General features: G+C 57.5%; 19 protein-coding genes, 1 other RNA gene and 1 pseudogene. 6 read left to right on the top strand and 15 right to left on the bottom strand.

All coding sequences use genetic code 11. The features are described from left to right. Nucleotides 1-13: 13 nt before the first annotated feature. From ubiH to F9C28_RS13200, 3 genes are all read right to left on the bottom strand, one after another. Nucleotides 14-1,192 carry a 2-octaprenyl-6-methoxyphenyl hydroxylase gene (ubiH, locus tag F9C28_RS13210; protein ID WP_199015831.1) on the bottom strand — a complete coding sequence of 393 codons (1,179 nt, stop codon included), beginning with the start codon at nucleotides 1,190-1,192 and terminating at the stop codon, nucleotides 14-16. Beyond that, the gene (pepP, locus tag F9C28_RS13205; RefSeq protein ID WP_199015830.1) at nucleotides 1,189-2,502 is read right to left on the bottom strand and encodes a Xaa-Pro aminopeptidase; all 1,314 of its coding nucleotides are present in this window, start codon (nucleotides 2,500-2,502) and stop codon (nucleotides 1,189-1,191) included. Before pepP ends, ubiH begins: the two co-directional genes overlap by 4 nt. A gap of 138 nt (nucleotides 2,503-2,640) precedes the next feature. Continuing rightward, nucleotides 2,641-3,219 carry a YecA/YgfB family protein gene (locus F9C28_RS13200; protein ID WP_199015829.1) on the bottom strand — a complete coding sequence of 193 codons (579 nt, stop codon included), beginning with the start codon at nucleotides 3,217-3,219 and terminating at the stop codon, nucleotides 2,641-2,643. Nucleotides 3,220-3,499: 280 nt separating this feature from the next. Between F9C28_RS13200 and zapA the strand changes: the two genes are divergently transcribed. The 3 genes from zapA to F9C28_RS13185 all read left to right on the top strand — a co-directional run bounded on the left by zapA (nucleotide 3,500) and on the right by F9C28_RS13185 (nucleotide 4,679). Further along, on the top strand, nucleotides 3,500-3,829 hold the full coding sequence (gene zapA / locus F9C28_RS13195; RefSeq protein WP_199015828.1) for a cell division protein ZapA: 330 nt from the start codon (nucleotides 3,500-3,502) through the stop codon (nucleotides 3,827-3,829). Nucleotides 3,830-3,869: 40 nt separating this feature from the next. After that, nucleotides 3,870-4,053: non-coding RNA, 6S RNA (gene ssrS, locus F9C28_RS13190), on the top strand. A gap of 41 nt (nucleotides 4,054-4,094) precedes the next feature. Beyond that, nucleotides 4,095-4,679, top strand: a complete 585-nt coding sequence (locus F9C28_RS13185) for a 5-formyltetrahydrofolate cyclo-ligase (RefSeq protein ID WP_408641525.1) — start codon at nucleotides 4,095-4,097, stop codon at nucleotides 4,677-4,679. 29 nt (nucleotides 4,680-4,708) lie between these two features. Here F9C28_RS13185 and F9C28_RS13180 read toward each other — a convergent pair whose 3' ends face one another. From F9C28_RS13180 to trmB, 3 genes are read right to left on the bottom strand one after another with little or no spacing between them, the layout of a single operon-like run. After that, entirely contained in the window at nucleotides 4,709-5,425 is a 717-nt protein-coding gene (locus tag F9C28_RS13180) for a YggN family protein (protein ID WP_199015826.1), read from the bottom strand. Nucleotides 5,426-5,483: 58 nt separating this feature from the next. After that, the gene (locus tag F9C28_RS13175; RefSeq protein ID WP_199015825.1) at nucleotides 5,484-5,810 is read right to left on the bottom strand and encodes a YggL family protein; all 327 of its coding nucleotides are present in this window, start codon (nucleotides 5,808-5,810) and stop codon (nucleotides 5,484-5,486) included. After that, nucleotides 5,810-6,529 (bottom strand): tRNA (guanosine(46)-N7)-methyltransferase TrmB, encoded by a 720-nt coding sequence (trmB, locus tag F9C28_RS13170; RefSeq protein WP_199015824.1) that lies wholly within the window; start codon nucleotides 6,527-6,529, stop codon nucleotides 5,810-5,812. The genes F9C28_RS13175 and trmB overlap by 1 nt, the downstream gene beginning before the upstream one ends. Before the next feature lie 157 nt (nucleotides 6,530-6,686). On the opposite strand from trmB, the gene mutY reads away from it, so the two are divergent. From mutY to mltC, 3 genes are all read left to right on the top strand, one after another. Then, nucleotides 6,687-7,763, top strand: a complete 1,077-nt coding sequence (gene mutY / locus F9C28_RS13165) for an A/G-specific adenine glycosylase (RefSeq protein WP_199015855.1) — start codon at nucleotides 6,687-6,689, stop codon at nucleotides 7,761-7,763. 16 nt (nucleotides 7,764-7,779) lie between these two features. Continuing rightward, complete coding sequence (locus F9C28_RS13160; protein WP_199015823.1) at nucleotides 7,780-8,052, top strand: oxidative damage protection protein; 273 nt, start codon at nucleotides 7,780-7,782, stop codon at nucleotides 8,050-8,052. A gap of 98 nt (nucleotides 8,053-8,150) precedes the next feature. Then, nucleotides 8,151-9,236: a membrane-bound lytic murein transglycosylase MltC gene (gene mltC, locus F9C28_RS13155; RefSeq protein ID WP_199015822.1), complete on the top strand. Its 1,086-nt coding sequence runs from the start codon at nucleotides 8,151-8,153 to the stop codon at nucleotides 9,234-9,236. A 175-nt stretch (nucleotides 9,237-9,411) separates the two neighbouring features. Here the strand turns inward: mltC and F9C28_RS13150 are convergent, their stop codons facing one another. The 9 genes and pseudogenes from F9C28_RS13150 to F9C28_RS13110 form a co-directional block, all read right to left on the bottom strand. Continuing rightward, complete coding sequence (locus F9C28_RS13150; RefSeq protein WP_199015821.1) at nucleotides 9,412-10,389, bottom strand: amidohydrolase family protein; 978 nt, start codon at nucleotides 10,387-10,389, stop codon at nucleotides 9,412-9,414. Between the two features lie 327 nt (nucleotides 10,390-10,716). Continuing rightward, entirely contained in the window at nucleotides 10,717-11,553 is an 837-nt protein-coding gene (gene citG / locus F9C28_RS13145) for a triphosphoribosyl-dephospho-CoA synthase CitG (RefSeq protein ID WP_199015820.1), read from the bottom strand. Continuing rightward, nucleotides 11,531-12,070 (bottom strand): citrate lyase holo-[acyl-carrier protein] synthase, encoded by a 540-nt coding sequence (citX, locus tag F9C28_RS13140; protein ID WP_199015819.1) that lies wholly within the window; start codon nucleotides 12,068-12,070, stop codon nucleotides 11,531-11,533. Before citX ends, citG begins: the two co-directional genes overlap by 23 nt. Nucleotides 12,071-12,074: 4 nt before the next feature. After that, complete coding sequence (citF, locus tag F9C28_RS13135; protein ID WP_199015818.1) at nucleotides 12,075-13,592, bottom strand: citrate lyase subunit alpha; 1,518 nt, start codon at nucleotides 13,590-13,592, stop codon at nucleotides 12,075-12,077. A 10-nt stretch (nucleotides 13,593-13,602) separates the two neighbouring features. Then, nucleotides 13,603-14,478: a citrate (pro-3S)-lyase subunit beta gene (gene citE / locus F9C28_RS13130; RefSeq protein ID WP_199015817.1), complete on the bottom strand. Its 876-nt coding sequence runs from the start codon at nucleotides 14,476-14,478 to the stop codon at nucleotides 13,603-13,605. Further along, on the bottom strand, nucleotides 14,475-14,768 hold the full coding sequence (gene citD / locus F9C28_RS13125; RefSeq protein ID WP_199015816.1) for a citrate lyase acyl carrier protein: 294 nt from the start codon (nucleotides 14,766-14,768) through the stop codon (nucleotides 14,475-14,477). Before citD ends, citE begins: the two co-directional genes overlap by 4 nt. Nucleotides 14,769-14,783: 15 nt before the next feature. Next, nucleotides 14,784-15,809, bottom strand: a complete 1,026-nt coding sequence (citC, locus tag F9C28_RS13120) for a [citrate (pro-3S)-lyase] ligase (protein WP_199015815.1) — start codon at nucleotides 15,807-15,809, stop codon at nucleotides 14,784-14,786. A gap of 17 nt (nucleotides 15,810-15,826) precedes the next feature. Beyond that, nucleotides 15,827-16,690: a fumarylacetoacetate hydrolase family protein gene (locus F9C28_RS13115; protein ID WP_199015814.1), complete on the bottom strand. Its 864-nt coding sequence runs from the start codon at nucleotides 16,688-16,690 to the stop codon at nucleotides 15,827-15,829. Between the two features lie 20 nt (nucleotides 16,691-16,710). Next, nucleotides 16,711-17,888, bottom strand: a pseudogene (locus F9C28_RS13110) (2-hydroxycarboxylate transporter family protein); the annotation flags it as partial. Between the last annotated feature and the right edge of the window lie 96 nt (nucleotides 17,889-17,984).

Genomic DNA, 17,984 nt, shown 5'->3' with positions numbered 1-17,984 from the left:
ATCTACACTCCTGTTAACGGGCGACCCAGCCAAGGGTGCGATAAGCCAGCGCATTACGCGCCGGAGAGAGCCATTCCATGGTCATCAGGCCCAGGTTGCGGCCAATAACCAGCGGGAACCAGTGGTTAGCAAACAGGCTGACCAGGCCATCTGTTACCCCAATCGTGGCGGCTTTGTCTGCTGCCCGGCGGGCCTGATAGCCGGACAATATCCCACGGCTGCCAATATCCTCGCCGCGTGCCCAGGCCTGGGCAAGTGCCTCCGCCAGGCTAACCACATCGCGGATCCCGAGGTTAAACCCCTGCCCGGCAATCGGGTGCAGGGTCCGGGCGGCATTCCCCACCAGCGCCAGCCGGTGAGTGACACTGCGATCCGCCTGGGTCAGCGCCAGCGGGTAACAGTGACGCTGGCCGCTGTAGGTTATCTGCCCCAGCCGCCAGCCAAAGGCCTGTTGTAATTCATGGCAAAAACGCGCGTCGCTCCACTGCTCAATCTCCTGGCGGCGCGCCGCCGGGAAGCACCATACCAGAGAGCAGCGGTTACCGGACATCGGTAACATTGCCAGTGGGCCATCGGCGGTGAACCGCTCCCAGGCGCGCCCCTGATGAGGCAGCGCCGTGGACACATTGGCTATCACCGCTACTTGTTGATAGTCCCGCTGTTGCCAGGTAATACCGCAACGACCGGCCAGGGCCGAACGCGTCCCGTCCGCCGCCACCAGCAGTTGCGCGCTTAAGGCGGTGCCGTTGTCCAGAGTCACCCGGGCGTGGTCAGCGGTACGCTCCACCCCGGTCACGCTGGCCGGGCAATGCAGGGTGATCCCGGGTGCCTGGCGCAGCAGGGTAAACAGCCGCTGCCCGGCCTCATGCAGTTCAATCACGTGGCCGAGCGCGTCGATATCATAATCACCGGCGTCGAGGGTGGTGAACCCGGCGTGGCCGCGGTCACTGACATGCACCCGGGTTATCGGGGTCACACAATCGGCCAGGGCAGGCCAGATATCGAACCGCTGCAAATGCTGGCAGGTGCCGTGGGATAAGGCAATGGCCCGGGCATCAAACCCGGGGTGCGCGGCCGATTCCGGTGCTCTCGACTCCACCAGGTGAATCGGTAACTGGCCGGCGGTGAGCCGGGAAAGGGCCAGCGCCAGCGTGGCCCCGGCCATACCTCCCCCGGTGATAATCACGCTCATTGGCGGGACGCTGCCATCAGCGCCTCAATCTCATCCGCGGTTTTCACGACACCGCGGGTCAACACTTCGTTACCGGAGTCGGTGATCAGAATGTCATCTTCAATACGGATACCAATGCCGCGATACTGCGCCGGGACGTCGGCATCCGGGGCAATATACAGGCCCGGCTCCACGGTGAGCACCATGCCCGGGGCCAGCGTTCGCGAGCGCTCCTGGCCGTAGTCCCCGACATCGTGGACATCCAGCCCCAGCCAGTGGCTCAGCCCGTGCATAAAGTAAGGCCGGTAGGCGTTTTCCGCCACCAGGGTGTCTACCTCGCCGTGCAGGATGCCCAGCCCCACCAGGCCACGCACCATCACGCGCACCACTTCCCCGGTGACCTCCTGAATAGAGGTCCCCGGGCGGTACAGCCGGGTGGCGGTGTCCAGCGCGTCCAGCACGATGTCATACACCGCCCGCTGGGCCGGGGTAAAGGTGCCGCTCACCGGGAAGGTGCGGGTAATATCACCGGCATACCCCTGGTACTCACACCCGGCGTCAATCAGCACCAGGTCCCCGGCGCGCAATTCACTTTCGTTTTCGGTGTAATGCAGAATACAGCCGTTCTCCCCGCCCCCGACGATAGTGTTGTAGGAGGGGTAGCGCGCCCCGTGGCGGGTAAATTCGTGCAGAATCTCCCCTTCCAGCTGGTATTCAAACATCCCCGGGCGGCATTTTTCCATGGCCCGGGTATGGGCCAGCGCGGAGATTTCCCCGGCGCGGCGCATCACGGCCACTTCTTCGAGGGATTTATGCAGCCGCATATCGTGAACCCAGGGCCGCCAGTCGGTTAGCGTGGCCGGGGCGTGCAGGTTCTGGCGGGCCCCTTTGCGCAGCGTATCCAGGGCGCTGAACACCAGGGTATCGGCATAGGGGTACTCGCCCTGGGCGTGGTACACCACATCCAGGCCATTCAGTAGCAGGTGGAGCTGTTGGTTAACTTCGGAGAATGCCAGCGCGCGATCGACCCCCAGCGCAGCGGGGGCGGCCTCCTGGCCCAGCCGGCGCCCGAACCAGATCTCTGCGGTTTTATCCCGCAGGCGGTTGAAAATCACGCTGTGGCTGTGGGACTCATTGCTTTTGATCAGTACCAGCAGCGCTTCCGGCTCATTAAAACCGGTGAAGTACCAGAAATCGCTATTCTGACGATACGGGTATTCGCTGTCCGCGCTGCGGGTCGCCTCGGGGGCGGCAAAAATCAGTGCGGCACTGGCGGGCGCCATTTTGCTGAGCAGCTCCTGGCGGCGACGGGTAAATTCTTGCTGGGTCATGACATCTCCTTATTAAACCGGGAGCCCGCCATGCCAGACGCAGGAATATGCTGGCGGCAAACGCGCCAGTTAACCCTTTACCGGCGTGTTGTTATCTGCCGCCGCAGGATGACGTCAATGACTGCGGGCCGCTATCGTTTAGTGTAATGTCGGTTTGCGCACTTCCGGGGCGGTGGGTTCCGGATGATTGAATGTGTCATTGCACAGTAACGCCGCAACCCGGACATATTCGATGATCTCTTCCAGGGACATTTCCAGCTCTTCCTGGTCTTCGTCTTCATCGTACCCCAACTGGGCGATATTACGCAGATCGCTAATGGCTTCGCCGGTTTCACCGCTGACTTTATCCAGTTTGGGTTGGGTGACACCCAGCCCCAGCAGGAAATGGTTTACCCAGCCGGCCAGGGCATCAGCACGCTGGAACACGCTGGCGTCGTCGTCATTGGGGATGTAAAGCTGAAACAAAAAGCTGTCATCTTCCAGCGCGTCACTGGTGGCCGCGTGCATTTGGCGCACCGCTTCCGCCAGATCCTGGCTGAAGGCCAGCCCTTCGTTGGTCAGGTCATGCACTAAGGGCTGCCAGGCGCTGTCTTTGCAACCGCCGCAAAGCATGCCACTGATCAAACCGTGCATTTCTGCCGGGGTCAGGCCAATGTTTTGTTGGTTGAGTAACTGAGCTACTTTCTCGTAGTCAGGCATTGTGTTCTGTATAGACATGCGCTTTCGCCATCGTTGGAAGGTAATGTTCATGATATGCTACCACTTTGGCCCCCGGAGATACCAGAATCCCCTGGGTGACACCGGTAGTTATGTCAGCACAGTTGCGGAGTATTTGCAGGTGTGATACCTCTGACCACCTGACCCCGGCCTGAAACCGAACCGCAAAAAGGACGATATCAGGGCTTGTATCTTTGTTTCAGGGTAGCTATATTTTGCCCCCCGCGCAGCCCCGGACAGGCTGTGATTCTATAGGGGCGTTAATCAGCAGGAAGGTGGCATGTCTGCACAACCAGTCGATATCCAAATATTCGGTCGTTCTTTGCGGGTAAATTGTCCGCCAGAACAGCGGGATGCGCTGAACCAGGCAGCGGAAGAGCTGGATCAGCGGTTGCAAGATTTAAAAGTTCGCACTAGAGTCACCAATAGTGAACAACTGGTTTTTATCGCGGCACTTAACATCTGTTATGAACTGGCGCAGGAAAAAGCCAAAACCCGGGATTACGCCTCCAGTATGGAACAGCGGATCAAAATGCTTCAGCAAACTATTGAAGACGCGCTCCTTGAGCAAGGTCGCAATGCTGAAAGGCCGGGAAGCACTTTTGAATAACAATCTGCGGTTAACTATGGTAGAGTGACCTCAGATAAAAATTTCTCTGAGATGTTTGCAAGTGGGCCAGTCCCCTGAGCCGATATTTCAAACCACAAGAATGTGGCGCTCCATGATCGGTGCGCATGCTCGGTCCGCCCGAGAAGCCTTAAGACCATGACGACACATTCACCTTGAACCAAGGGTTCAAGGGTTACAGCCTGCTGCGGCATCTCGGAGATTCCCACTACCTTTCCCGCATTATCCTCTTTCTGTGAGCATTCATGTGACTACTGCCACACTGCGTCACGATATCCGCAAACATATTCGTCAGCGCCGCCGCGCCCTTACTCCCGAACAACAACAGCAATTTGCCCATCAGGCCGCCAGCCAGATGATGCACTATGCGCCGCTACAGCACGCACAGCGCGTGGCCGTGTCGCTCTCCTTTGATGGTGAGCTGAATACCCGCCCGCTGATTGACGCCCTGTGGCAGGCCGGGAAAGCGGTCTATTTACCGGTGCTGCATCCCTTCAGCCCGGGTAACCTGCTGTTTCTGCACTACACGCCACACACGCCGCTACGGGTCAATATCTTTAATATTGCGGAGCCGCACCTCGATGTGCGCCATGTGTTGCCGCTGGCGGCGCTGGATGTGCTCGTGGTGCCGCTGGTGGCCTTTGACGTTCACGGCCAGCGCCTGGGAATGGGGGGCGGGTTTTATGATCGTACCCTGCAAAACTGGCGGCAATACCGGCTGCAGCCGGTGGGCTATGCCCACGACTGCCAGCAAGTCGATGCCCTGCCGAGTGAGTCCTGGGATATTCCGCTACCCGCGGTGGTTACCCCGTCCAGAATCTGGCAGTGGTAACCGGCGGGGATTACTCTGCGGTGCGGGAATTATTTCAGGCCGGAAACCAGCTTAGTGCGCTGATCTTCCAGTGAGACAACGCGCTGGCAGACATCGCGGCCAAACTGTTCAAAATCCTGCTGCTGATTTTTCCATTCGTCCTGAATCGCGGTCTGCATACCGCCCAGGTTGCCCAGCACGCTTTGCAGCGGGTTGGAACCGCCCTTCAGCACCGCCCTGGCACCCATTTCATTGATGCTGTCCTGCAAGATACCGCCCATCGCCTGGTTAATCAGTTGCTGGCCATCGGCACGCACCTGATCGATACCTTTATAGTGGAAAGTCAGACCATCCTGGCGCTGTTCGATAATCCGGCTCATCTGCTCTTTAAGCTGCTTGTCCAGCTTGGTCAGACGGCCATGCATATTGCTGCTGGCCCCCATCTGCTGGGTGATGATGTTATCCAGGGCGACCCGGCTTTTATCCACCCGCGAGAGCGCCCCGTTATTAATCCAGGGTAAATCGCTGCGCAGTGATTGCTGGTAGCTTACCGCCAGCTGGCGCTGTGCGGCGCTCAGCGTGTGTTGCTTACCATTGAACTGCACATCCCCGGCGGGGTTAATCACCAGGTTGCCGTTCTCCCCCACGACTTGAACCTGCTGGGGATTGATAACCACATCATCTTTTGGGGTAACACTGCACTGGTAATCAGCATGGGCCTGCATGGCGGCGCACAACAATACGCCGGTGAGAACTTTACGAATCATACCTGCTCCTGATAGGTAACCCAGACAGTAAGGGCCGGAAAACCGGCCCTGCGACAACTTAATCCCACCAGATATCAAATAAATCGCTGGTGCGGATTGCTTCCAGTTTGTGCTCTTCCAGCCACGCGCGGACCAGCGCCTGGTGCGCGTCGGTGCACTTACCAATTTCTTGCAGACAGATAAGCCCTTCCCAGGCCAGATAACCGCTGCCGTCAAACGCCAGGCCGTTGGCATCAATAACCTGCTCAATAAACAGATCGACGACGCTGTCTATCTGTTCTTCGCTGGTGCCCTCAGGAAAACGCCAGGCGACAGAAAAACCGATTTCCTGAAACTCGTCGATATGCATTTTTTTACGCAGACGACGACTACGTTGTGTTGCCATTACTTCACCCTCTCGAACATTAAGTCCCATACGCCGTGGCCCAGACGCTGGCCACGCTGTTCAAATTTAGTGACCGGACGTGATTCCGGACGCGGTACATAATTCCCTTCTGCTGAGCAGTTATGGTAGCCATCAATAGAGACCATCACTTCGAGCATATGTTCAGCATAAGGTTCCCAGTCCGTTGCCATATGGAAGGCGCCGCCCAGTTTCAGCTTGCTTTTCACCAGATCGGCAAACGGTACCTGAACGATGCGGCGCTTATTATGGCGCGCTTTGTGCCAGGGATCGGGGAAAAACAACTGCACCATGGACAGCGCGTTGCAGGGGATCATATTTTCCAGCACTTCTACCGCGTCATGGCACATCACGCGCAGGTTGGTGACCCCTTCTTCATGGGCCGCGCTCAGGCAAGCCCCGACCCCGGGAGAGTGTACCTCTATCCCAAGGAAGTTCTGGTGCGGGTTATTTTTCGCCATCGTCACCAGGGAAGCCCCCATGCCGAAGCCTATCTCAAGCACCACCGGCGCCTCGCGGCCAAACAGCGCCGCCAGATCCAGCGGCTGTGCGACGTATTCTACGCCCATCACCGGCCAGTAGTTATCCAGCGCGAACTGCTGCCCTTTCGTCAGGCGCCCCTGGCGACGGACAAAACTACGAATGCGTCGCATTGGGCGACCATCTTCATCAAATTCCGGTGATATGACGTCGTTAATCATGAGATTCAAATCTACTCGCGTAAAAGTTCAGGAAACGGGCATTATCCAAAGTTAGTACCGGGATGCAAGCACGGGAAAGTTCCGGTTTACAGTTACAGCGCTGTTGTGCTGGAATCGGCAGCCAAAATCCCTACTGTGCAAAAATGACCCTGTGATGATGCAACCTCTTCAGTTTTCCCGCCAGGTACTTGACTGGTATGACAAATATGGTCGTAAGACCCTTCCCTGGCAACAGGAGAAAACCCCATACAAAGTCTGGCTCTCCGAAGTAATGCTTCAGCAAACGCAGGTCACCACGGTGATACCTTACTTCCAGCGCTTTATGGCGCAGTTCCCCACGGTGACGGATTTAGCCAACGCGCCGCTGGATGAAGTATTGCATCTGTGGACCGGTCTCGGCTACTACGCCCGGGCAAGAAACCTCCATAAAGCCGCCCAACAGGTTGCCGGACAGCATAACGGCGAGTTTCCGCAAACTTTCGATGAAGTTGCCGCACTACCCGGTGTTGGCCGGTCCACTGCGGGGGCGATTTTATCACTCTCTCTCGGTCAGCATTTTCCTATTCTTGATGGCAATGTGAAACGGGTACTGGCCCGCTGCTATGCGGTGTCCGGCTGGCCGGGTAAAAAAGAAGTGGAAAACCGTCTCTGGCAATTAAGTGAGTCCGTTACCCCGGCCGATGGCGTTGCGCGTTTCAACCAGGCGATGATGGATCTGGGGGCCATGGTGTGTACCCGCTCACGCCCTAAATGCGAGCTGTGCCCGCTGAACAGCGGCTGTGAAGCCTTAGCCACCGGGAGCCAGGCGCTCTACCCGGGCAAAAAGCCCAAACAGACCCTGCCGGAGCGCACCGGCTATTTTCTGCTGATGCAGCACGACGGCGAGGTCTTCCTTCAGCAGCGCCCGCCGGTTGGGCTGTGGGGCGGGTTATATTGTTTTCCGCAGTTTGACGATGAAGCCGCCCTGCGTGCATGGCTGGCGCAACGGCACATTTCAGCAGATAATCTGCACCAGCTAACGGCTTTCCGGCATACTTTCAGCCATTTCCATCTGGATATCGTCCCCATGTGGCTGAGTGTGTCATCCATCCGCGGATGCATGGATGAGCGTCCCGGTCTTTGGTATAACTTAGGCCAGCCGCCATCCGTGGGGTTAGCGGCGCCCGTTGAGCGCCTGTTACAACAATTACGAGCAGGGGCCGTTGCCGATTGCGCCGTACCGGTAAGCCGGTAAAAAGAGAGGATTAATCATGAGCCGAACTATTTTTTGCACCTACCTGCAGCGCGATGCCGAGGGTCAGGATTTTCAGCTTTACCCGGGCGATCTGGGCAAACGAATCTATAATGAAATCTCCAAAGAGGCATGGAAACTGTGGCAGACCAAACAGACCATGCTGATTAACGAGAAAAAGCTCAACATGATGCATCCTGAACACCGCAAGCTGCTGGAACAAGAAATGGTCAACTTCCTGTTCGAAGGCAAGGATGTCCATATTGAAGGTTTTACGCCGCCAGAGAAGTGATCACAGATATCCTTCCGGTAACAACAACAAAAGCGGGTGCTCACACCCGCTGACAGGGGGGCTATGGCACCCCTGTTGAACAACATGCACGCCTGAACATGAAAAAATTTTTAGCGCTGGCTCTGGTGGCACCGTTGTTGATCTCTTGTTCCAGTAACAAAAAGAACGCCGAGACCTATAACGAAGCCTGGGTAAAGGACACCAACGGTTTTGATATTCTGATGGGGCAGTTTGCCAACAATATCGAAAATCTGTGGGGTTTCAATGAGGTATTGATTGCGGGTCCTAAAGACTACGTAAAATATACCGATAAATATCAAACACGTAGCCACATCAACTTTGATGAAGGCACCATTACCGTTGAAACCATCGCCGGTACCGATCCGGCAGAGCACCTGCGCAAGGCCATCATCACCACCCTGCTGATGGGGGATGATCCCGGCTCTATTGACCTCTATTCTGACGCCAACGACGTGCTTATCTCACGCCAGCCGTTCCTCTACGGCCAGGTGGTGGATAACACCGGCCAGCCCATTCGCTGGGAAGGGCGCGCCGCTAAATTTGCCGACTATTTGCTCCAGACCCGGCTGAAAAGCCGCAGTAATGGCCTGCGCATTATTTACAGCGTGACGATAAGCCTGGTGCCAAACCACCTCGATAAACGCGCCCATAAATATATCGCGATGGTGCGCCAGGCCGCCCGTAAATACGGTATTGATGAGTCGCTGATCCTCGCGATTATGCAGACTGAATCCAGCTTCAACCCTTATGCTGTCAGCCATGCTGATGCCCTGGGGCTGATGCAGGTGGTGCAACACAGTGCCGGGAAAGATGTGTTCCGCTCCCAGGGGAAATGGGGCACCCCGAGCCGCAGCTATCTGTTTGATCCCCAGAGCAACATTGATACCGGCACCGCCTATCTGGCGATGTTAAACGACGTCTACCTGTCCGGGATCGATAATCCGACCTCCCGGCGCTACGCGATTATTACCGCCTATAACGGCGGCGCAGGCAGTGTATTGCGGATATTTTCCAATGACCGGGTGAAAGCGGTAAATATTATTAACACCATGACCCCGGATGACGTTTACCAGACTCTGACCACTCGCCATCCGTCGGCAGAGTCGCGCCGTTATTTATCGAAGGTCAATAGCGCCCAGAGCAATTACCGCAACGCGCGCTAAGCGGTACTGCCGCCCGGCGGGACCATAAAAAATGCCCACATCAGCGTGGGCATTTTTTAAATACAAACAGAGCTAATAGCTAACACAACACATTATTAATAAACTCCCGTCCCTGGGAGCTTATTAATGGGCTTATCAAGCCCAGGCACAAAACAAGGTAGATGTAGAGCCCGAATTACAATTTAAATAACTGGCGGGAATTTTCACGGCCAATTTTAACCCGGTCGTTATCGCTGATCGGGGCCGCATCAAACCACGGGCTTAATTCACTGGCGTCTTCATAAGGGGAGTCGACAGAAAACAGAATACGATCCGAGCCCACTTCCAGCATGGTATCCAGCAATGCCTGGGTGCGGAACGTGCCGCTGGTGGTCAAATAAAAGTTTTTCCGCAAATATTCCGTTACCGGAAGTTTATGGCTGCCCTGGGTTTCCGCACGCTGGTGACGCAGACGGTGTTCAAGACGCGGCAGCGTGAACGGCAGCGCTTCCCCCAGGTGGCCGAGGATAATTTGCAGGCCCGGGTGGCGGTCAAACAAGCCGCTGAGGATCATACGCACCGCGTGGGTTGAGGTTTCCACCCCAAAGCCCCAGGCAGAGCCCAGCAGACCATCATATCCCTGATAGATACGGCGCTGGGTGACCAGCGGAATACGGGGGTGCAGGTATACCGGAACCCCCAGTTCTTCAACTTTTGCCCAGAACGGCTCAACTTGCGGCTCATCCAGATACTGGGCGGTTTCTTCATTACCAATATTGGAAAAGCCGTTAATCAGCGCCCCGACAAACCCATGCTGCTTCACTGCACGTTCCAGTTCCTTGGCTGCGGCCTCTGGGTTCTGCAAAGGGACACAGGCAAAGGCCCGTAAACGATCCGGGTGTTTAGCAACCAGCTGCGCGGCACAGTAGTCGTTCATTTTCACCGCCATTTTCTGCGCCGCCACGGCATCAGTAAGGCCTTCAATCCCCGGCTGCGTTAATGACAGAATATACGTTTCAATACCGTTCTTATCCATATCCTGGATACGCAAATCAATATTTAGTAGTCGTTCCTTAACATTTTCAAAATAATCCCCCTTCGTAAAATCATGTGAACCAGCTGCATTAAAATCAGGTGACTGATAGTGTTCTTCCAGTGCAATTTTACCTTTCATTCTAAGCCTCTCAACTCAACAATATTTCCCGGGATGGGATAATTAGCTGACAACGATTATTAATACTCAGGAAACGTCACGTCAAGCGGCTTACTATAAGCAGCGGCACGAATAGCTTATTAAAAATAAAGTAATATTACACCGGTCAGTTATCAATTTTAAAATATCATATCTTTCAATCAAATAGAAAACTACCCTGCATAAATCACCATGCTACGTTATTATATATAAAACGACAGGTATCTCACCGCCATTAAATTAATGTTGTTTTTATAAGACTCGTACCGCTCATTAATTTTGACGCTGCGTTATATTTAATAAACGCAGCTATTGGTTATTTACGCCCGCCAGTACCCAGGCCACCGACAATAAATCAGCACTGCCCCCCGGGCTGAGGTTTCTGGCAATCAGCGCCCGATCCATCACCTGCAAATCCTCACGCTGCCAGCCGGTTTCCAGCAGGGTGTTCGCATAGCGCTGTACATAACGCAGCCCCGCCATGCCCCCCCGGGAGACCAGATTGCTGTCCGGGTTGATGGCCATCAGCCGCAGCAACGCATGGTGCAGCCGCCGCTCCCCCTGCGCCTGATGCCAGCCAGGCAACACATAGCGCCGCACGGTGGCAAAACCGCTCTCCGCTTCCCCTCTGGCGCCGGTTAACCCCAGTTGCTGATACTGGCGCTGGCCTGCGGTAGCGCCCGGTTTACTGCCCGCCAGCTCGCGGGCCACCATCCCCTGGCAGATGGCGCTGACCTGCCGGCACAGCGCCCCGGCGGTCAGCGCTTGCCCCCGCGCTTGCAGGCGGCCCGCGGCGCAGCACAACAGGCCGAGGGCAAAGATCCCTCCCTTATGGGTGTTGACCCCTCCGGTGGCGGTAAACATCGCCTGTTCACAGGCGATGCCCGCCGGGCGCAGTTGTGCCAGCATCGCCTTAGCAGGTAAATGGGCATACCGGTGGCCGCACTGCTCAAACACCCGCAGCCAGGGGACGATCGCCGCAATACTGCGGGTAAAGGTGATATAGTTCATATCCCGGTGGGCGCCGCTATTGGCGCTATCCACCAGCCCCGGTTTTGGTGTCAGCATCAGCTCCTGGCAGAGCGCCTGCTCTGCCAGGGCAACCACATCCACCTCGCCGGGGTTAGTCGCGGGTAAACCAGTCATCAATGATATCCTCCACCCGGGAGACAACCTGCTCCAGCGGATGCCGCCGGGAGCGGACACAAGCGTGGGCCGGTTCCTCACACAGCAGGCAGCGGCGCATTTCCTCCCCCAGGGATTGCCGCCCCAGCGGCCCCCGGGTCGGGCAAATGACATCCAGATCCCAAATACGCCCCAGCGGGTGCTGCTGCTCAAGCTGGCGGCAGTGTTGCTTAATATCCTGGGCGGGCTGGGCCACACACCACAGTGCCTCCGGCCCGGTCGGCAACCATAATACCTGGCGATCAACCACCTGCCAGCCATTACGCCAGAACAGCTGATCGCATGCCTGCAGCGCCACCCCCATGGTATTGCGGTAGCGGATGCTGTTCTTCACCGGGCCGGGGGTAACCAGCGTCAGTGAAACCACCGGTTGCTGATAGTGCCCCAGCCAGTCCGCCTGGCGCGCCGCGCGGCGTTCTTTTGCCGCCAGCAGCGCGTTCAGAGTAACCCCCGATAATTCGGGTGCCATTACTGTCATTACGTTATTCCTTCACCTGATAAACTACGTCGAGAACGCTACCGTCGCGGTAGCGGATCACGCCGACGATTCTATCGGTAAATTCGATGGCTTTGGGGACCCCGGTTAAAGAAATCGCCCGCTGCCAGAGCATTTCAATGTCCATGACCGGTAATCCGGCCGCTTCCAGCCGTGCCCGAATCTCCGGGCGGGCGGGGTTAACCGCAATCCCATGGTCAGTCACCAGCACATCAATACAGCTCCCGGGGGTGACACAGGTGGTGACCTGCTGCACCACCGTGGGGATCCGGCTGCGCAGCAGCGGCGCCACCACAATGGTCAAGTTCGCCGCCGCGGCCACATCACAATGGCCACCGGAGGCCCCGCGCATCACCCCATCGGAGCCGGTTATCACGTTAACGTTAAATGCAGTGTCAATCTCGAGGGCGCTGAGGATAACCACATCCAGTTGATCGCAGCAGGCGGCTTTGCTGGCCGGGTTGGCATAAACGTTGGTTGAGATCTCCACATGCTGTGGGTTATGGGCCAGGGATGCCGCCGCCTGGCTGTCAAAGCACTGGGTATCCAGCAAGGTGCCGATCAGCCCCTGCTCATGCAAGTCCACCAGGCTGCCGGTTATCCCCCCAAGGGCAAAGCGGGCGCGGATGCCGTCCCGGGCCATTTTCTCTCCCAGGAAGCGGGTGCAGGCGGTGGATGCCGCGCCGGAGCCGGTCTGCATCGAGAAGCCGTCATTAAAATAGCCGGAGTGCGCAATCACCTCTGCCGCGCTGCGGGCTATCATCAGTTCTCTGGGGTTACTGGTCACCCTGGCGGCGCCGACGCTGATTTTCGCCGGGTCCCCGACCCGCTCAACCGGGACGATGTAGTCCACCTGATCCTGGACAATACTGGCGGGCATATTGGGGAATGGCACCAGCGACTCGGTCAGCAGCACCACTTTGCTGGCGTAGCGGGCGTCAACCATGGCATAGCCCAGAGAACCGCAGCAGGATGCCCCCTGGGTGCCATTGGCGTTGCCGAATGCATCGCTGCACGGCACCCCGAGGAAGGCCACATCAATGTTGAGCTCACCGTCCTGGATAAGCTTCACCCGGCCACCGTGGGAGTGAATCTGCACCGGTTCGGCCATCAGGCCGTGGGAGATAGCATCCGCCAGCTTGCCGCGCATACCGGAGGTATAAATCCGCCGGATCACACCGCGGCGAATATGCTCGATCAGCTCGTCATTACAGGTCATCAGCGAGCTGGAAGCGAGGGTCAAATCCCGCAAGCCCATGCTGGCGAGGGTGGCAACCACCAGGTTGATCACCTGGTCACCTTCCCGGAAAGCGTGGTGGAACGAAATTGTCATGCCGTTTTGCAGGCCGCTGCGCATAATGGCCTGTTCCAGCGAATCACAGATCTTGCGGTTGTGCCGGGCGTGGTCATCTGCCAGCCACGGGGTGGCGGCCAGCGCATTATCAAATGGCACCAGCTTACGCAGGGCCGGGAATTGGCTATGGAGACGTTCTGTCTGGTTCATTGTTCTGTCCTTAGCGGCGTACACCGGAGGCCGCGGCGCGCTCAATCATCACCCGCGCATGGTTAATAATCGGTCCATCAATCATTTTGCCGTTGAGGGATACCACCCCGAGGCCGTTACGCTCGCCCTCTTCTGCCGCTTCTATCACCCGCCGGGCGTGGTCGACTTCTTGCTGGGTCGGCGCGTAGGCGTTGTGCAGCAGATCTATCTGGCGCGGGTTAATCAGGGATTTACCGTTAAAGCCCATTTTGCGGATAAGCTCCACTTCGCGCAGGAAACCGGCGTCGTCATTAACGTCGGACCAGACCACATCGAAGGCATCGATCCCGGCGGCCCGGGCGGCATGCAGTACCGCGCAGCGGGCGTAGAATAGCTCGGTCCCGTCGCCGCGCTCCGTTTGCATGTCCATCACATAGTCAAACGCTGCCAGCGCGATACCAATCAGCCGCGGGGAGCTGCGGGCAATCGCCACCGCGTTAATCACCCCCACGGCGGATTCAATTGCCGCCATGAGCCGGGTTGATCCCACCGGACGGCCACATTCCTGTTCGATGCGTTCCAGATGGCTTTCCAGTAAATGAATATCGTCCGGGGTGTCGGTTTTCGGCAGGCGCACCACATCCACCCCGGCACGGACCACCGCCTCCAGATCCGCCAGGCCAAACGGCGTGTTTAGCGGGTTTATCCGCACCACAGTTTCAATGTCCTGATACATCGGGTGCTGAAGGGCGTGGAATACCAGCATCCGGGCGCTGTCTTTTTCACGCAGGGCCACGGCGTCTTCGAGGTCAAACATGATGGCGTCCGGGCGGTAGATAAACGCCGTAGAGAGCATGGCGGCATTGGCGCCGGGTAAAAACAACATACTGCGACGAAGCGTGCTCATTTCAGAACCTCCCAGATAGGTAGCGCCTGGCCGGATGCGCGCAGTAACGCGGTTTGCAGCCGGGCGCGGATCACGCAGTCCAGCGCCCCTTTGTCTTCAATAATAATCAGGCCCTGGGTTACCCCGAAGCTGGCCAGCGTCTCCATCACGACCTGGCGGATCTGCTCGCCAAACTGTTTGATAACTTCACTGTGAATGACCACATCCAGCTCCCCGTCTGCCGGGGCGATTTTGACCATCAGGTCGCTGGACTCCATGGTCCCGGCCAGCGCCTGGTTAATAATTTTCATAAACATGTCCTGATGTTAAGCAACCGCCGCCTGGGCGCCGTAATGGGCCACCAGATGGGCGTAAGTGGTGGGCGGCACAATCTCGCGGATGCGCGGGAACTGCCCGGTTTTCAACAAATGGCGCACTTGAGAGGCGGAAATCGCGCTCCCGGTCGCCTTGATGCGCGGGATCTCATGTACGGCTATCTGTCCCGTCAGCAGGTGATGCAGGGTTTGGTTATACTGGCGGGTAATGTCGCAAAAAGGCTCCGAGCCGATAAACCGCCGGGTGATCCCCAGAGCCGGGGCGATGGCGTCGCGAAACAGCAGCGCATCGATCTCGCTCCAGGCCTGGTGTACTTTGCCGCTCTCTTTGAGGAAGTAGGCCGGAAAGGTGGCCCGGGAAATGATATAGCGGGACCCTTCGTGAATCGTCACATTGGCCAGATGGCTTACCCCCTGCTGCACCATCTCCAGCCGCGCCTGATAAGGGAAGAACGACGCATCTTCCCGCACCACAAACAGGTGCAGCCAGTCACACTGGGCGGCGGCCAGCTCGACCAGATGACGGTGGCCGAGGGTGAACGGATTGGCATTCATCACGATGCTGCCGATCTGCTTTCCGGGGCGGCGCAACTGCCGCAAACTGCGGCAGTAACGGGCCAGACCGGTGGGGGTGTTCTCCATCAGTACCGCATCCTCGCCACTTACCGCCAGCGGCCAAAAACCGCTGCGGCTAAAACGGGCCTGATTCGCCGGGCGGGTACATAAAAACAGGTGAAAATGCCCCTGGCTGAGCGCCACGTGCTCCACCTCTGCCAGCAGTGCGGCACTGAGGTTTTCCCCGCGCAGCGCCCGCTCCACCGCCACGCACTTGATCACATTACCCGCCAGCCCGGCGCAGCCCACGAGCCGGTTATCACGCCAGGCCTCAACAAAGCAGACAATATCGTTGTCGATACCCAGCCCGTTGTCGGCCAGTAAGTAGCGAATTGCCGCCAACCGCGCCGGCTGGCTGGCCACCCGGGTAAGCCGGAAATCAATGGCTGTCGTTCCCTGCATAAATCCGTCCGTGGCAGTTAGTGAATCGCGGCGGCGGCCTGGACCGGCGCATCAACAATCAAATTACTCAGGTGGCCAATCTGTTCGATCTCGACTTCGATCCGGTCACCGGCTTTCATAAACAGCGGCGGGTTGCGCTTTTTCCCGACACCACCCGGGGAGCCGGTGATGATCACGTCACCGGGGCTGAGGCGGGTAAAGGTGCTGATGTACTCGATAAGCTCCGCCACTTTGTGGATCATGCTGGCGGTGTTGTCTTCCTGGACCATATGGCCATTGAGCCAGGTGCGGATCGCCAGGTTGTGCGGGTCCGGGATCTCGTCACTGGTGGTCATCCACGGGCCAAATGCGCCGGTGCTGGGCCAGTTTTTCCCGGCGGTAAACCAGCTGTGTTGCCAGTCCCTGGCTGAGCCGTCCATATAGCAGCTATACCCGGCAACATGGGCCAGCGCCTGATCCCGGGAGATATTCTCCCCCCCTTTGCCGATGATCACCGCCAGCTCGCCTTCGTAGTCGAATTCGCTGGAGCAGCGTGGTTTTACCACCGGGCGATTGTGCCCGGTCTGGGAGTCGGCAAAGCGGACAAAAAGCGTTGGCGCCGGGTTATGCTGATCAAACTCCTGGCGTTTGGCGGCGTAGTTCATCCCGACACAGAGGATCTTTTCCGGGTGCTCGATAACCGGCAGGAAGTCCACGGCACTGAGCGGCAGAAGATCCTGATCCTGGCTGAACCGGCTGGCTTCCTGGAGCGCGCTGGCGGCCAGCAGGGCTTTCAGATCCGGGTAGCGATCCCCGAGGCGACGGCCCAAATCAATCACCCCTCCACGGGTGACGATGCCGTAGCTGCGTTTCCCCTGATAGATAAAGCTTGCGAGTTTCATAACAGTTCCTGAAATCGTGATTAAGAAAGGAAGTTGCTCAATATCAGCAGCGACACCGAGACATTAATCGCCCCACCGATACGGGTGGCAATCTGGGCGAAGGGCATCAGGCTCATACGGTTACCGGCAGTGAGAATGGCGACATCACCGGTACCGCCCTGGCCGCTCTGGCAGCAGGAGACGATGGCAACATCAATGGGATACATGCCGATTTTTTTACCCACCAGGAAACCGGTGCCCACCAGGGCGGCAACGGTACTGATTATCACCAGCAAGTTGTTGATGGTGAAGGCATCCATCAGCTCGTTCCACGGGGTGATAGCCACCCCAACGGCAAACAGGATCGGGTAGGTTACTGAGGTCTGGAAGAATTTATAAACCACCTGGGAGCCTTCCAGAATGCGCGGCGACACCCCGTTAAACAGCTTGACCAGCACCGCCACAAACAGCATGCCAACCGGTGCCGGCAGGCCAATCAGCTTATGGCCCAGCATGCCAATCATATACAGCAGTACCGCCAGCAGTGCGCCGCTGGCAATGGTGGTGACATCCACCTTGCCGGAGAACGCCGGTGCCTGGCTGGCCGTTTGCTCACTGTTGGCGCGGTCCGGCATCAGCTGGCCTTCCCCGGTCAAGTGCGGGTAGCGTTTACCCAGCTGGTTCAGGCATCCGGAGATGATTATCGCCGTCAGGCTACCCAGCATCACCATCGGTAATACCCGGCCCAGGGCGACCCCCTGATCCATATGGAGAATGGCGGCGTAACCGATAGACAGCGGAATAGCCCCTTCCCCCACCCCACCCCACCGGCCATGATCGGCAGAATGATAAAGAAGAAGATCTGAAACGGCGCCATACCTAACGCGATACCCACGCCCATGCCCACCAGCATGCCGACGATTTCACCGCACAGCATCGGGAAGAAAATGCGCAGAAACCCCTGAATCAGCGTGGTGCGATTCATACTCATGATGCTGCCGACGATAATGCAGCAGATATAGAGGTAGAGAATATTGGTAGATTTATAGAACTTGGTGGTGGACTCGACCACCACATCCGGCAGCAGCCCGTAGTAGACCAGCGCAGAGGGAATAAAAGTGGCGCAAATCGCCGCCGCCCCCAGTTTGCCCACCAGCGGCAGGCGCTTGCCAAATTCGCCACAAGCAAAGCCAAAGAATGCCAGGGTCGCCACCATCACGGCTTTGTTGAATAAATCGAACTTTTAGCCGAAATTAGGATCAGATCACCACACTCCTGACCCTGTAGCGACATCCTGTGACAAAGCAAAAGTTCA

Origin of the sequence: Shimwellia pseudoproteus, from assembly GCF_016415625.1 — a bacterium.
Lineage (GTDB): Bacteria > Pseudomonadota > Gammaproteobacteria > Enterobacterales > Enterobacteriaceae > Shimwellia > Shimwellia pseudoproteus.
This window is presented reverse-complemented; position numbering and strand designations above follow the sequence as displayed.